At 57.6% G+C, this 15,420-nt stretch carries 14 protein-coding genes; 11 read left to right on the top strand and 3 right to left on the bottom strand.

All coding sequences use genetic code 11. The features are described from left to right. Positions 1–36: 36 nt before the first annotated feature. The 10 genes from JQ848_RS22440 (at position 37) to cfaB (ending at position 11,808) form a co-directional block, all read left to right on the top strand. Complete coding sequence (locus JQ848_RS22440; RefSeq protein ID WP_003438040.1) at positions 37–951, top strand: LysR family transcriptional regulator; 915 nt, start codon at positions 37–39, stop codon at positions 949–951. Between the two features lie 162 nt (positions 952–1,113). Then, positions 1,114–2,448: a serine hydrolase domain-containing protein gene (locus tag JQ848_RS22435; RefSeq protein WP_202211220.1), complete on the top strand. Its 1,335-nt coding sequence runs from the start codon at positions 1,114–1,116 to the stop codon at positions 2,446–2,448. Between the two features lie 104 nt (positions 2,449–2,552). Beyond that, positions 2,553–4,490, top strand: a complete 1,938-nt coding sequence (gene hflK / locus JQ848_RS22430) for a protease modulator HflK (RefSeq protein WP_202211218.1) — start codon at positions 2,553–2,555, stop codon at positions 4,488–4,490. Between the two features lie 11 nt (positions 4,491–4,501). Continuing rightward, positions 4,502–5,527: a protease modulator HflC gene (hflC, locus tag JQ848_RS22425; RefSeq protein ID WP_127196942.1), complete on the top strand. Its 1,026-nt coding sequence runs from the start codon at positions 4,502–4,504 to the stop codon at positions 5,525–5,527. Then, positions 5,524–6,582, top strand: coding sequence for an SPFH domain-containing protein (locus tag JQ848_RS22420; RefSeq protein ID WP_202211216.1), 1,059 nt, complete (start codon positions 5,524–5,526; stop codon positions 6,580–6,582). Before hflC ends, JQ848_RS22420 begins: the two co-directional genes overlap by 4 nt. Further along, positions 6,579–8,492: a cation-translocating P-type ATPase gene (locus tag JQ848_RS22415; protein WP_202211214.1), complete on the top strand. Its 1,914-nt coding sequence runs from the start codon at positions 6,579–6,581 to the stop codon at positions 8,490–8,492. Before JQ848_RS22420 ends, JQ848_RS22415 begins: the two co-directional genes overlap by 4 nt. Positions 8,493–8,602: 110 nt before the next feature. Next, a complete protein-coding gene (gene bufA2, locus JQ848_RS22410; RefSeq protein ID WP_003438056.1) occupies positions 8,603–8,854 on the top strand; it encodes a BufA2 family periplasmic bufferin-type metallophore in 252 nt (83 codons plus the stop codon). 65 nt (positions 8,855–8,919) lie between these two features. Next, complete coding sequence (bufB, locus tag JQ848_RS22405) at positions 8,920–9,765, top strand: MNIO family bufferin maturase (protein ID WP_202211212.1); 846 nt, start codon at positions 8,920–8,922, stop codon at positions 9,763–9,765. Beyond that, complete coding sequence (locus JQ848_RS22400; RefSeq protein ID WP_202211210.1) at positions 9,756–10,541, top strand: HvfC/BufC N-terminal domain-containing protein; 786 nt, start codon at positions 9,756–9,758, stop codon at positions 10,539–10,541. Before bufB ends, JQ848_RS22400 begins: the two co-directional genes overlap by 10 nt. 85 nt (positions 10,542–10,626) lie before the next feature. Continuing rightward, positions 10,627–11,808, top strand: a complete 1,182-nt coding sequence (gene cfaB, locus JQ848_RS22395) for a C17 cyclopropane fatty acid synthase CfaB (RefSeq protein WP_202211208.1) — start codon at positions 10,627–10,629, stop codon at positions 11,806–11,808. Positions 11,809–11,859: 51 nt separating this feature from the next. On the opposite strand, the gene cls is transcribed toward cfaB, so the two are convergent. Then, positions 11,860–13,299 carry a cardiolipin synthase gene (gene cls / locus JQ848_RS22390; protein ID WP_003438063.1) on the bottom strand — a complete coding sequence of 480 codons (1,440 nt, stop codon included), beginning with the start codon at positions 13,297–13,299 and terminating at the stop codon, positions 11,860–11,862. 138 nt (positions 13,300–13,437) lie between these two features. On the opposite strand from cls, the gene JQ848_RS22385 reads away from it, so the two are divergent. Beyond that, positions 13,438–13,962 (top strand): DUF3617 domain-containing protein, encoded by a 525-nt coding sequence (locus JQ848_RS22385; protein WP_003438065.1) that lies wholly within the window; start codon positions 13,438–13,440, stop codon positions 13,960–13,962. Here JQ848_RS22385 and JQ848_RS22380 read toward each other — a convergent pair. Continuing rightward, positions 13,959–14,519, bottom strand: coding sequence for a gamma carbonic anhydrase family protein (locus JQ848_RS22380; RefSeq protein ID WP_003438067.1), 561 nt, complete (start codon positions 14,517–14,519; stop codon positions 13,959–13,961). The two genes, JQ848_RS22385 and JQ848_RS22380, sit on opposite strands and share 4 nt — an antisense overlap. After that, positions 14,519–15,412 carry a GTP cyclohydrolase FolE2 gene (folE2, locus tag JQ848_RS22375; protein ID WP_010657061.1) on the bottom strand — a complete coding sequence of 298 codons (894 nt, stop codon included), beginning with the start codon at positions 15,410–15,412 and terminating at the stop codon, positions 14,519–14,521. The genes JQ848_RS22380 and folE2 overlap by 1 nt, the downstream gene beginning before the upstream one ends. Positions 15,413–15,420 lie beyond the last annotated feature (8 nt).

The raw sequence follows: 15,420 nt of genomic DNA, 5'->3' as shown, positions 1-15,420 counted from the left end.
TTTTTGGCACGAGGATTACACCGTCAGGGAGTCGACATGCTTTATACCAACGCACTGAAGCAATTGGATATGCAGGACATTTCGATTGTTTTGTTGCTGATTGAAAACCGCAGCGCCAAGCGGGTCTCGGAAATACTCAACTTGAGTCAGTCGAGCATCAGTTACAGCCTGAAAAAACTGCGCAATTGTTTCGACGACAAATTATTTGAAAGCTGCGAAGGCGCCATGCAGCCCACCGCGCGGGTATTGGCCATGCAGCCTTACCTGCAAAATATTGTCCAGTGCATTAACCAGTGCGCCAAAGAGGGGGTTGCCCAGACATCGGCGACCCGGCAGTGGAACATCACTGCCCCCGAGTATTTCGAAATATTGATGCTGCCCGCGCTCTTGCAGTCAGTCCGTTCGGCAGGGCGTAACTGGTCATTGGGTGTGAGCCGCCTGGGTGAAGATTTACCGATCAATGGGGTACTGGAAGGGGAGACCGATGTATGTTTCGGTTTCGGCGCGGGCTATCACCAGCGTCATCCGCTTTTGGACTATCGAAGCATCAGTGAAGATTCTTTTGTGTGCTTATCCAGTGTGCAAAAGCATCAGCCGAAAACGACACTGAATATTGATGAATTCTGTGAAACACCCCAGGTATTTCCAACGCCATGGTTATCGGAAAAAAACATGGTGGATGATTGGCTGGGCAAGCAGGCACGCAGCAGAAAAATAGTTACCCGCGCCAATTCCTACCACGCCGGGGTCAATATTTTATTGTCGGTTCCGTCACTGATCGCGATTCCGAAAAAAATATTGCCGACGTTGCCCATACCGCCGCAGATAAAAATTCTTAACCCCCCTGCAGGTTTTCCGACCTTTACGCTGGATATGATCTGGCGCAAAAAAAGAAATATCCATAGCGACTTTCACCAACTGGAAGCTCTGATCGGGGAAATAAAAATATAAATCGCCCATGCAGACCCAGGACCTGTAGCTGCCGGCTCCCGGATCAGATTCAAGCTATGCAAAGTAGCCGGCATGCCGCAAGGTGATGCGCGGCCAGGAATTGAAAAGGAACATTCAGTTCTGTTGTTGGCCCGAGTCTCGTTCCTTTACTGAGGCGTATGCATGTTTAAGCATCTTCTGAATCCCGCCCGCACCGGTGCGTTTTTTTTACTCTCGTGCCTGGCAGCTTCCATTGCCTGCGCAGCCGACAAAACCACTTACCCCGATGCCGCCGCCAGCGATCCCAAGACTATGGGCTGGATGGTCGGCGCGCCACCACCGGCCGATCGTATCGTGCGTTTTGCCGATGGCAGTTATTTCAATTTTCCGGCAATGCGCTGGAGCGTTTCCAACTTCCGCCAACTGATGCCTACCACCAATGTATCCCGTGGCCTGGGAGCACCGGTGCCGCTGGCTCGGGCGTTGCGCAGTGATATCGACAAGCTGACCTTTGTGCCCCTGGGCAGCCAACAGCCAATGACCTGGGAACAGTCCCTGGCGGCCAATTACACCGATGGCATCGTGGTACTGCATCGCGGGCAAGTGGTCTACGAGCGTTACTTCGGTGTGCTCAACCCCGAGGGTCAGCACGGCGCCATGTCGGTCACCAAATCGGTGGTCGGGACCATGGGTGCCATGCTGGTGGCCGATGGCACTCTGGATGCCAATAAAAAAGTCGCGGACTATGTTCCGGAACTGGCCACATCTGCTTTTGGCAACGCCACCCTGCGCCAGGTGCTGGACATGACCACCGGGCTTAAATACAGCGAAGACTATGCCGACCCGAATGCTGAAGTCTGGCAACACTCGGCAGCGGGCAGCCCACTGCCAAAACCCAAGGACTACACCGGCCCGCGCACGTATATGGAGTTTTTGCTGACCGTCAAACCGCTGGGCGAACACGGCCAGGCCTTTGCTTATAAAACCGTCAATACCGATGTCCTGGGCTGGGTAATTGCCCGGGTGACAGGGCGTAACGTTGCGCAACTGATGTCTGAAAGAATCTGGCAACGCCTGGGTGCTGAACAGGATGCCTACTTCACCGTCGACTCCATCGGTACTCCATTTGCTGGCGGCGGGTTGAACACCGGGTTGCGTGATCTGGCGCGGTTTGGCGAGATGATCCGCAATGATGGCCAGTACCTGGGCCAGCAGATTGTGCCCAAGGCCGTGGTCGATGATATCCGTGCCGGTGGTGATAAAGCCGCCTTCGCCAAGGCCGGTTATGACCTGCTCAAGGGCGGCAGCTATCGCAACATGTGGTGGGTCACCCATAACCCGGACGGTGCCTTTATGGCGCGTGGGGTATACGGCCAGCGGATCTATATCGATCCCAAAGCCGAGATGGTGATCGTACGTTATGCCTCCAATCCGATCGCCGGCAATGCGGCCAACGATCCGGTAACCATTCCGGCATTTGAAGCCCTGGCCAAGCAGTTGATCGCACACCCGGAGTAACGCTACGAGCGGTCTTTATAGAAAGATGAAGATCGCCTCCGGCCGACAGAAGTTTCACTGATTTTGTTTTATCGTAACTAGATATTTCAAAATATGGAGCTTCCATGCGTGTCGATTTAGATGCCGAGGAGGGCGGTCTTGAGTCTTTGTCTCGTTTTCACAGTGCCTCTGCTCAGGCTCGTCAGCTTTTTCAATTAGGGGTCGTACTGGCGGCTTTGGCATTGATGGCGTGGGCAGTGGCTTTTTTTATCAGCCTGTTTTCGTCAGAGTCTTTATGGCCGGTATTGCTCAACAACAATGCGGCGGCGTTGCTGGTTCTGGCGGCAGGCGCGCAATCCGCGTTCTGGGTCGCCAGTTGGCGCAATAGCGCATTACACCCCGTACCACCCGAGGCCATTGAGGCTCAACCCGACGAAGTGTTGAGTGCCTATGAGCGCTTTTGCCAGAGCCTGAGCCGCGAGTCGTACCGCTTGATAGTCAATATCGGTGCCCCGGCGCTGTGGCTGGCAGGCCTCGGCGGGTTGGCATGGTGGAGTGTGCAACACACCTGGAACCTTGCATTGCCGGGTGTTGCCCTGGGTACTTGGGGCAGTATCGCGGCAGGTTGTGCGGTGCTATTGGCATTTGCCCTGTTGGTGCTGGAACGCTACCTGGTACAACAACAACCCGCACAATGGCCTGAGGCCCGGTCTTTGGCGCCGCTGGTGCGGGTACCGATCATCACCTTTTTGCTCAGTGCGCTGTGTTTGCTGTTCAGCAGCGTCGAGGCCCTGTGGCCGGCGCGACTCGCGGTATTGATCGGCCTGTTGCCTGCGGCGGTTGCGATTGAACTGATGTTGCGGGCAGTGGCGGCATTGTTCAGTCCGCGGCGTGACAAGCTTGAGCCGCGCATGATTGCGCAAAGTTTTATCGCCGGCATGCTGCGCTGGCCGCCGCAACCATTGCTGGCCCTGCAGCATGAATTGCACAACCGGTTTGGCATCGATCTGCGCCAGATCTGGGCGTTCACCTACATGCGCAAAGCATTCTTACCGGTATTGGCCCTGGTGGTTGTCGTCGGTTGGGTGCTGAGTGGCGTGAATGAAATCCCCCTGCAAGGGCGTGGGATCTATGAGCGCTTCGGCAAGCCGGTGGCCGTATTGGCACCGGGCCTGCACGCCGGTTTGCCCTGGCCGCTGGGCCGGGTGCTGGCGGTGGAAAACGGCGTCGTGCATGAACTGGCCACCGCTACCGAATCGGCTGGCGAGCCAGTACTGACTCCCGCAGACGGGGCGCCGCCGGTCACGGCCAACCGGTTGTGGGATGCCACCCATATCAATGACAAGTCCCAGGTCATTGCCAGCGACAACCACGATAAACAGGGCTTTCAGATCGTCAACATGGACGTGCGTTTCGTGTACCGCATTGGTTTGAGCGACCAGGCGGCGATTGCCGCCACCTATCACTGCGACGATGTGCCGACCTTGATCCGCAGTACTGCCAGCCGAATTCTGGTGCATGACTTTGCCTCGCGCACCCTGGACGGCGTGCTTGGCGAGCAACGCATCGCACTGGCCGCCGACATCGGGCGTGCAGTGCAAAAGGATCTGGATACCCTCGACAGCGGGGTGGAAATTCTCGCCACCGTGGTTGAGGCCATCCATCCGCCTGCCGGTGCCGCCAACGCTTATCACGGGGTACAGGCCGCGCAAATCAGCGCGCAGGCCCTGATTGCCCGCGAACGCGGGGCGGCCAGTGAGCAAAGCAACGTTGCGCAAATGCTTGCCAGCGCCGCTCTGGATCAGGCCCATGCCAGCGCCCATGAAGTGAATGCCACGGCACAGACTGCCGACCTGCGTTTTGATGCTGAACAAAAAGCCTATGCCCGTGCCGGATACGCCTTTGTCCTGGAGCAGTACCTGGGCCAGTTGAGCACGGGCCTGAACAACGCAAAATTGCTGATCCTCGACCATCGCCTTGGGGGCAGCAGCGCGCCGACCCTCGATCTGCGTTCTTTCACGCTGCCGGCCGATCCTGTCGCGCCGCGTAAAGCTGTTCAGTAAGGAGCCCTCTTTTGACTCAGTCACATTCACCTGAGCAACACGATCACAGCGGCCATCACCATGGCTGTTCACATCATGGCCATCATCATGGCGCGGGCCATGAACCGGGCCCGTTTCCGTGGCGGCGCATGGGTTGGGCGACATTGCTGGTGCTGTTTGCCGTAGCCGCGGCAAGTCTGGTGCAAGTGCGATCCGGCGAAGCGACGGTAATAACCCGCTTTGGCAACCCGGCGCGGGTGCTGCTCGAACCCGGGCTAGGCTGGCGCTGGCCGGCTCCGTTTGAAATCAGCGTGCCGGTGGATTTACGTCTGCGCACTACCTCCAGCGGCTTGCAGGACGTTGGCACCCGGGATGGTCTGCGGATTATCGTTCAGGCCTATGTGGCCTGGCAGGTACAGCCCGATACCGAAAACGTGCAGCGTTTTATGCGTGCAGTGCAGAATCAGCCAGACGAAGCGGCCCGGCAAATCCGTACGTTTGTGGGCTCGGCGCTGGAAACCACCGCCGCCAGTTTTGATCTCTCAAGCCTGGTGAATACGGATGCCAGCCAAGTCAAAATCGCCGATTTTGAAGCGCAGTTGCGCCAGCAGATCGAACAGCAATTGCTCAGTACCTACGGGGTTCGCGTGCTCCAGGTAGGTGTCGAGCGGTTGACACTGCCCTCGGTCACGCTCACCGCTACGGTTGACCGGATGCGCGCCGAGCGCGAAACCATCGCCACAGAACGTACCGCGGCAGGCAAGCGTGAAGCGGCGCAAATCCGTTCCGCCGCCGAGCGTGATGCGCGGATTCTGCAAGCGGATGCCAGTGTTAAAGCAGCCGCTATCGAGGCCCAGTCGCGGGTGGAAGCAGCGCAGATTTATGGCCGGGCTTATGCCAGCTCGCCGCAGCTGTACAACTTGCTGCGTTCGCTCGATACCTTGGGAACCATGGTTAATCCGGGCACAAAAATTATTTTGCGTACCGACGCCGCTCCCTTCCGGGTGCTGGTGGATGGCCCGCCGACCCTGGACCCCAAGGCTGGATCGACGCCATGAGCCAGACACCTGATGAGATTCCGGGGCGCAGCAGCCCGTGGCAGCAGGCCGGGCGCCTGGCTTTTCTGGGGCTGTACGCGGTCACTGTGTTTGCAGCCATCGCCTGGGGCGTTTCCAACGTACGCCAGATCGATCCGCAAAATCGTGCGGTGGTGTTACGCATGGGCGCACTGGACCGGATTCAAAATGCCGGGCTGCTGCTGGCCTGGCCAAGGCCTTTCGAACAAGTGGTCATCGTGCCTGCGGCAGATCGGGTGAGCGAGCGCCGCATCGAAAACCTGTTGCGCTCGGATGTGGCGCTGCAGGCCGATCGCGTGGCCTCGTTTGCCACACCGATCAATGATGCCCTGGCTGGCTCCGGGTATTTATTGACCGGCGACGCAGGGGTGGTGCAACTGGATGTGCGGGTGTTTTACAACGTCACCCAACCCTACGGGTTTGTGCTGCAGGGCGAACACGTTTTGCCGGCGCTGGACCGATTGGTGACCCGCAGCGCGGTAGCCCTTACGGCGGCGCGGGACCTGGACACTATTCTGGTGGCGCGCCCTGAACTGATCGGCAGTGACAGCCAGGCCGCAGAAAGACGCGAGCGCTTGCGTGGCGATTTGGTCCAGGGCATCAACCAGCAACTCGCGGCATTGAGTGCCACCGGGCAGGGGCTGGGACTGGAAGTGGTACGGGTTGATGTGCAATCGAGTTTGCCGGGCCCTGCGGTGAATGCGTTCAACGCGGTACTGACGGCCAGCCAACAAGCGCAAAAGGCCGTGGCCAATGCCCGCAACGATGCCGCCAAACTTTCCCAGACCGCGACCCAGCAAGCCGACCGCACCGTCGAGCAAGCCCGGGCTCAAGCCAGTGAGCGCTTGGCCAAGGCGCAGGCCGACACGTCGGCCATTGCCAGTCTGGCCAAGGTGCAACAGGCCGGGAGTGATCCGGGTTTGCTGTTACGTCTGTACCGCGAGCGCTTGCCGAACATTCTGGGGCAGGCGGGTTCTGTCACCAGCGTTGACCCGAAAGATGATTCCCGTCTGATTATTCAGGGAGCCGGACAATGAGTACCTCTGCCACACAGCCCGCCGTCGGTATGCTGACCAGCGCTGAACAACGCAGCGCCGCCCGCCAGCTCACTCTGGCCATGCTGGCGCTGGGTCTGTTGGGCCTGGGCCTGGTCTGGCGCTGGTTCATGCCAGTGCAAGTCGGTACCAGTCAGTTGCTGCTGGGGTTTGCATCGCTGCTGGTCGCGGTGCCGGTCATGCGTTCGGCGTGGTACAGCCTGCGCTATCCGAGCCTGCACGGGATCACCGATCAACTGATTGCACTGGCGATGCTCGGTGCATGGGCCACCGGCGATTTGCTGACTGCGGCATTGCTGCCGATCATCATGATTTTTGGCCACGTACTCGAAGAGCGCAGTGTCATCGGCTCCCAGGAAGCGATTCACGCCCTGGGCAAATTAACCCGCAGCCAGGCGCGTTTATTTCAAGCAGACGGCAGTTTGCAGGAAGTCGACAACGCCAGTCTGAAGCACGGCGATCAGGTTGAAGTGCGCGCCGGTGACCGGGTCCCGGCCGATGGCGTGGTGCTGTCGGGCCAGGCCAGTCTGGACACCGCTTCGATTACCGGTGAGTCAGTACCCCTGGAAGTGAGCGCGGGGATGCCGATTTTTGGCGGGGCGATCAACCTGGATGGGTTGTTACGGATAGAGGTCACGCGAACCGGCGATGAATCGACCCTGGGCAAAGTGATCGCTCTGATGCAAAACGCCGAGCGCTCGAAACCGCCCATCACTCGGTTGCTGGAGCGGTATGCCGGTGGCTACATGGTGTTGGTGTTGATGATCGCGGCGGTCACATGGTTTATCACCAACGATGCACAAGCGATGCTCGCCGTGCTGGTCGCGGCGTGTCCCTGCGCTTTGGTGTTGTCGGCACCGGCGACGGCCATTGCCGGGATTGCGGTGGCGGCGCGCCACGGGATATTGATCCGCAGCTCGGCGTTTCTTGAAGAGCTGGCCGACCTCACGTCGCTGGTGGTGGATAAGACCGGCACCCTGACGTACGGCACCTTGCGCCTGCAAGCCATTGAATCTGATCTGACCGGGCACCAGCCTCTGCTGCAACTTGCCGCCAGTTTGGGCGCGGCCAGCAGTCATCCGGTAAGCCGGGCGCTGGCCGGGTTGGTGAGTCACGAGCAGATGCTGGCGCTAACCGAGGTTCGTGAGCGCCAGGGGTTGGGCGTTGTCGCCAGTACCGGGCAGGGTGAGGCTGCATTGGGGCGCCCCGAGTTGTTCAAGCAATTGGGCATCGTCACTACCCCGGTACCCGGGCACGACGGACCCATTGCCGGCCTGTCCCTGGGCGGGGAATTTCTGGGCTGGTTGTTGCTCGCCGACAGCGTCAAGCCTGAGGCCCGGCAAGCCTTGAGCGAGTTGCGTGAGCTGGGGCTCGGGCGCCAGGTGTTGCTGACCGGTGACCGTCAGAGTGTCGCAGAGCATTTGGCCCGGGTGGTGGGCATCAGCGAGGTTCAGGCCCAGGCTTTGCCTGAAGATAAATTGACCCGGGTGTTGAGCGAAATCGAGCGGGGCTTTCGTCCGATGGTGGTGGGCGATGGCATCAACGATTCACTGGCACTCAAGGCTGGTGTGGTGGGTGTGGCCATGGGCGCGGGCGGCGCCGACATCGCTCTGGCCTCATCCGACATTGTGCTGATTGGCAGTGATTTACGGCGCCTGGGCACGTGCGTGCGGTTGAGCCGTGCATGCCGGCACACCCTGCAGGTCAATGTGGTCATAGGTCTGGGCTGGACCCTGGCCATCGTCGCCGCTGCCGCGTTTGGTTGGCTGGGCGTGGCGGGGGCAATGATTGCCGCGCTGTTGCATAACCTCAGTACGTTGTTGGTATTGGGCAATGCAGGGCGATTGTTGAGGTTCCACGAGCCTTTGCAGGCATTGGTCGATGAGCGTTGAAATATTTCGGGTGGCCGCTGTAACAAGTTTGCCCGGTGGATCTCTAGTGGTACGTCGCAGCTGACATTGTGTTTGCCCGACGTACCATGACGCTCATCGAGGATACAAAAATGACTATCAAATCCGCAGCGGCGGGTGCCGCTCTTGCTCTTGCCGCCGCCTCCCTGTTTGCCGGTGTTGCCACTCAAGTGTCAGCCGCCGATGCGCAAGTGCATTGCTATGGTGTGACCTCGTGCAAAGGCATGAACGATTGTAAAACCGCCGACAATGCCTGCAAGGGGCAGGGTGCCTGCAAAGGCCAGGGCTTCAAGGCCATGACTCAATCAGCGTGTATGGAAGCAGGTGGCACGGTCGGGAAATAATCCAACAGCCATGTGCCCGCGGCAGTACTGATGGTTGCTGCGGGTACTTCAGCGAGAATGCCGTGATGCAAAAAAACCTTCCCCGCCCGGGCTACGGCCTCGGATTACGCAGTGAGTACTATCAACCGATACTTGAACAGTCGCCGGCGGTGGACTGGTTCGAAATAATTTCCGAAAACTATATGGTCGAGGGTGGCAAAGCGCTGTTTTATCTCGAGGCGATTGCCGAGCAATACCCTGTGGTCATGCACGGTGTATCGCTATCGATCGGCGGCCCCCATGGGCTGGACTTCGAGTATTTACGCCAGCTCAAAAAGCTCGCCGAACGGGTGCAGCCGGTCTGGATTTCAGATCATTTGTGCTGGAGCCGGGGCAATGCGCATCAGCTCCATGACTTGCTGCCTTTGCCCTATACCGAAGAAAGTCTGCATTACATCTCCGGGCGAGTACGCCAGGTTCAGGATTTTTTGGGCCGGCCGTTGATCCTGGAAAATGTCTCCAGTTACGTGCGTTCGAGTGCTGATGAATTTACCGAGTGGGCATTTCTTGACGCTCTGACTCAACTCAGCGGCTGCGAGTTATTGCTGGACGTAAACAACGTGTATGTCAGCGCGCGCAACCATGGCTTTGATCCCTGGGAATTTATCAGCAGCCTGCCCGCTGAAAAAATCCGCCAGTTGCATCTGGCCGGCCACAGTGATTATGGCGACTACGTGATCGATACCCATGATCAGCCCATAAGCGACCCGGTCTGGGCGCTGTATCAAAAAACCCTGGAGCGCCTGGGCCCGGTTGCGACTTTAATTGAGCGCGATGACCATTACCCGCCCTTTGAAACCTTGATGGCCGAGCTGGTCAAGGCTCGCCAATTGGGGCAACAGGTTGTAGAGCGAAAATCGCTATGCGCCTGAATGAATGGCAACTGGCGTTTGAAAATTACCTGCTGAGTGATGCCGTAGAGGCGCCTTCGTCATGGGTGACCAGCTTGCAGGGGGGGCCGACGCTGGACGTATCCGGCGGGCTGGCGATTTATCACAATGCTTATCGCGGGCGATTGCTTGAAGCCCTGCGGGGCGACTATCCGGCGCTGGTGTATTGGGTTGGCGACGCGGAGTTCGAGCAATGGGCGGTTGCTTACATCCGGCAGTGTCCTTCTGCGCATTTCAGCCTGCGCTGGTTCGGTGCAGGTTTCGCCGGGTTTTTATCGGGGTATCTGGATCAACAACAGGCAGCACCTCTGGTTGAGATGGCGACTCTGGAATGGGCCTTCACCCTGGCCTTCGATGCACCCTCCCGGCAGCCTCTAACCTGTGAAGAGATGACTGCTTTGCCCGCGAGTGCCTGGCCCGACTTACAGGTTGAGCTGGTCCCGAGTGCGCAGTGGGTAGAGTGCCGGTTCAACACGTTGATGCTCTGGCAGGCGTACAAAGCCGGTGAATCTTTTGTGCCCAGCGAGCGGATTGAAGCCATGGAAGTGTGTCTGATCTGGCGAGCCGGGCAGGTCTGTCAATATCGCAGCCTCGGCGTTGAAGAGGCCAGTGCTTTGCAAGGCATGAACCGCGGGTGGTCATTTGCCCAACTGTGCTCAGCACTCGAAGTCACCCATGAAGAAGGGGCGGCACTGCAGGCCGTGACCTGGTTCAAGGATTGGTTGAGCTTGGGGTTTCTAAACCGTCGCACGCTCTAGCTTCAACCTTCTGGCCCATGGGGCTGAAAGTTTCTGTTAATCAACTACCCTGTAATCTTACGTCTGAAATGTAGGAGGATTACAGATGCTCGCGCAACTTCCACCGGCCTTACAGAAACTTCAGCTTCCATTACGCCTAAGGCTTTGGGACGGTCACGAGTTCAGTTTTGGCCCGACGCCCAGCGTTACGATTGTGGTCAAGGATCCGGCTCTGGTGGCTGAGTTTACTCACCCGAGTCTTGATCTTTTGGGGAGTGCATTTGTTGAAGGACGACTCGAACTGGAGGGGTCCATCAGTGAAGTCATACGGGTGTGTGATGAATTGAGTCAGGCGCTTATCGAGGAAGAAGACACGGCGCCATCTCGTGTTCACCACGACAAAGCCACAGACGCTGCATCCATTTCCTATCACTACGATCTATCCAACGACTTCTACCAGCTGTGGCTTGACCGTGACATGGCCTATTCCTGTGGCTATTTCGAAACCGGTGAAGAGAGCCTGGACGAAGCACAGCAAGCCAAGTTCCGGCTGCTGTGTCGCAAGTTGCGGCTAAAGCCTGGCGAGTACTTGCTCGATGTTGGCTGTGGTTGGGGTGGCCTGGCGCGATTTGCCGCCCGTGAGTTCGGGGTCAAGGTGTTTGGCATTACCCTGAGCAAAGAGCAATTGAAGCTGGCACGAGAACGGGTCAACGCCGAAGGCCTGCAAGATAAAGTCGACCTGCAACTGCTGGATTATCGGGATCTGCCACAGGATGGCCGGTTCGACAAAATTGTCAGTGTCGGGATGTTTGAACACGTAGGGCATGCCAACCTGCGAGAGTATTGCGAGATTCTGTCCAAAGCCGTACGTGAAGGTGGCCTGGTGATGAACCACGGGATTACCGCCAAACACACGGATGGACGACCTGTCGGCCGTGGAGCCGGGGATTTTATCGAGCGCTATGTATTTCCCAATGGCGAGCTGCCGCACCTGTCAATGATGACTGCCGAGATCAGTGAGGCCGGGCTGGAAGTGGTCGATGTTGAAAGCCTGCGCCTGCATTACGCGCGCACGCTGGAGCATTGGAGTCAGCGCCTGGAGAGCAATCTTGAAGTAGCAGCAAAAATGGTTCCTGAGCAAATCTTGCGTATCTGGCGCCTGTATCTTGCGGGCTGTGCCTACGCCTTTGCCCATGGCTGGATCAACATAGACCAGATACTGGCGACCAAACCCCATGCGGATGGCACGCTGGAATTACCACCTACCCGTGCGGATATTTATCGCTAAGAGTTTTCGCCGGGCGAAAAGGCCGTGCCGCGCAAAGCGACACGGCCTTTTTTATAGTACGGGGGAAACCAGCCGGGCAACGCGCATGGCCAGTTGCTGGAGACGGTGGGTGGCCTTGATGTCGGCCTCGGTGATCTCCCGGGCCAGGGCGAAGTCATCGAGCAACATGTTCTCCACCTGGCTGGCGAACCCTTGGTCGACGGTGAGCAGCATGACTTCAAAATTGAGGCGGAACGAACGGTTGTCCATATTGGCACTGCCGATGGCGCTGATTTCGTTGTCTACCAACACCACTTTTTGATGCACAAAGCCGGGCTGGTAACGGAAGATCCGCACGCCTGCGCGCACTGCTTCAAAGGCATACAGACTGGAAGCCGCGTAGACAATTTTGTGATCGGGACGTGACGGTATCAGGATGCGGACATCGACCCCGCGTAGGACTGCGAGGCGCAATGCCGAGAACACCGCTTCATCAGGTACGAAGTAGGGCGTGGTTATCCACACCCGGTGGTTGGCTGCGTGAATGGCTTCGACAAAAAACAGCGAGCAGGTTTCGTAAGGATCTGCCGGGCCGCTGGCCAGGAACTGGCAGAGCACCCCACCGTCCGGATAACTTTGCGGCAGGATCAGGGGCGGTAATTTGCGTGCGGCCCAGAACCAGTCTTCGGCAAATGATTCCTGCAGGCAGGCCACCACCGGACCGCTGACTTCGACATGGGTATCGCGCCACGGCGATAACGGCGGTTTGGCCCCCAGGTATTCGTCGCCGACGTTATGCCCGCCAACGAACCCCGTCACACCATCCACCACCACCACTTTGCGATGGTTGCGGAAGTTCACCTGGAAGCGGCTGATCCATCCGCCACGGGTAGCGAAGGCATAGGTTTGTACACCGCCAGCGCGCAGGCTTTCGCCGTAACTTTTGGGCAAGGAGTGGCTACCAATGCTGTCGTAGAGCAAATAGACCGCAACCCCTTGGGCAGCCTTTTCCAACAGCAGAGCGTGCAACTTCATGCCGATGTCGTCGTCATGGACAATAAAAAACTGAACCAGTACGACCTGTTTCGCCTCGCGTATGGCCTTGAAAATCGCCTCGAACGTGGCGGTGCCATTTATCAGCAAACGCACGCTGTTGTTCGCCAGGCAGGGCATGCGGCCCAACTTGGGCATGGCCCGCAACGAGGTATAAGCTTTGGAGCTGCGGGCTGCCAGTGCTTCCTCAACCCAGGGGCGCCAGTTGAGATCGGTGATGGCTTCACGCATTTCCTGATTGGCTTCGCGTCGGGCGCGAATGTAATCGTCGAACGTACTGCGGCCAAATATCAGATAGGGAATAAGTGTGAAGTAGGGGATGAAGAATAATGACATGGCCCAGGCAATCGAGCCCTGCGCCGTTCTCACAGTCAGTACGGCATGCACTGCGGCAATCAAGCCCAGGCTGTGGATTAATAAAATCAGGTATCCGAAAACGTGTGGGCCTAGATAATCCATGCGTATCCTTGCTCCTCAATGTCCGACGTTGTAACTACTAACAGACCATGTTCTGTTATGAATGTCCCTATTTAGTTGCGCGTGCAACGCCCTTCAGTTTTTGACGTCTAATGCGGACAATTCCGTAGGAGTTTCTTGATGAATGTTCGTCTGCTTGGGTTATTTATGGCCTGTGGTTTGTCGATCCCCGTAGCTGCACAGGCCCAGATGCTGCAACCGGGTCTGTGGGAACTTACCTCCAGCAACATGCAGGTAGATGGTCAGCAACTGCCTGACTTGCAGGTAATGCTAGGCCAATTACAGAACATGCTGACCCCGGAACAAAAAGCCCAATTGGAGAATCAGGGACTGACCATGGGAGGCAAGGGGGTTCGGGTTTGTCTCACGCCCGATCAGGTTAAATCGGATGAGATTCCACTGACCGATCCCAAGTCAGGATGTAATCAGCAGATCACTGAGCGTAGTGGAAATAAATGGAAGTTCCGCTTTAGTTGCCCAAAAGCCCAGGGTGCCGGGATAGCAACTTTCGTCAGCGATCGTGAATTCACTACCCAGGTCAATGGCACCTTCAACGCGACGGGCATCCAGCAAAAAGGCAGCATGGATACCCGCGCGGTCTGGCTCGGACAGAACTGTGGAACAGTCAAACCACGGGCTGATTAAAATTCGTTTTGCAGCGCTTTATAGCCGCGCACCAGATCTACGTTGGTGCGCGCTACATCCTCTGAAAACTCCGAGGCACTGACACTGACGGGAGAAAACTGGCTCAGGTCAGTGTTGGGTCCGATACGTGTCGTTGACGGCACATAAAAATTATCCGGCAGGTCGCGGCCATCGACGACCGAGTTATGCCGGACCACGCAACCATCCCCCAGCTCGCAATTGAACAGCACACTGTTGAAACCGATGAACACCCGGTCGCCAACACGGCATGGCCCGTGGACGATGGAGCGGTGGGCAATCGAAGTGTATTCACCAATGGTCACTGCCGCCCCGGACTTTGAATGTATGACTACGCCATCCTGAATATTGGAATTGGCGCCAATGCTGATGGGCTGCATACCGCCGTCCTTGTCTACTTCGTCGGCGCGGATAACGGCATATGGCCCGACGAATACGTTCTCGCCAATCACCACCTTGCCGCAGATGATGGCGGTTCTGTCGACGTATGCGGACTCTGCAATTTGCGGTAAATCGCCGGACGGATTTTTGCGGATCATCAGACTCTCCAGTTCCAGCGGCTTTCAGCGACGGCATCATGGCTGTGCAGACTTTCGGCGTGAACCACTTTCAGCATGAAGCCTTTCACCCCGGGAGCTGTCTTCAGTGCCACATTCAAGCGCCGCGCGGCATCTTCACAAAACATTAAATTCTGCCCATTGGCCAGAGCGAAGGCTTGTTCATCTGCGCGCTTCACCGCAGTTTGTACCGCAGTCCCCAGCGCTCGTTCTGCCTCATCAATGATCATTTCGATCGGCAAAGACTGTAGCTCGGAGCTCAGGTTGAGCTGCAGGCAAGCGGTGCTTCTTTGGCTATGGGGTGTTGCGACTATGCCTTGTGAACTGCCAAGCCAGGTTAATACATCGGCGTGATGCAGCGGCTGGTTGGCAAAGTCACTGACGAATTGTTGCTGAATTAACTGCCGGGCCAATGCCGCCGAGCACGGGCAGGTGGATGAATAGGTCACCTCAATTTTTAGTTCCACGTGGAACATTCCGTTTTTCAGAGATGCATCGATGCTCACCGGGTAACTCTTCCAGCCGCTTAAAGGGCTGACCAGTGCCGGCCGCTTTAGCAGCAATTGGGTGTGAATTCTCAGGTAGGCACAGATCGATAAATCATCGTGACTGTCGAGAAATCGCTGCAAAATTATTTTCAAAAGTAGAGGGTTCAGCTCCTGCGACTCTAGAACTTCTAGCGCGAGATAAAGGCGCGACATGTGGATCCCGCGAGCTTCTCCATCATCCAGGCTAACGCCTGCATCGGCTGTTGCGGTGTGTCGCTGAGCGTTAATCAGCACGGGCAATGCGATCCCGCACATGCCGACCCATTCGAGGGGTAGAGATTGTCGGGCGTTTTGCGAGGCGATGTCCGGAAGGGTCAGGGCGTTCATTAGGGCTT

Origin of the sequence: Pseudomonas paraversuta (assembly GCF_904067025.1) — a bacterium.
Lineage (GTDB): Bacteria > Pseudomonadota > Gammaproteobacteria > Pseudomonadales > Pseudomonadaceae > Aquipseudomonas > Aquipseudomonas paraversuta.
Note: the sequence above shows the minus strand (reverse complement) of the source record. Positions and strands in the feature narration are given on the sequence as shown.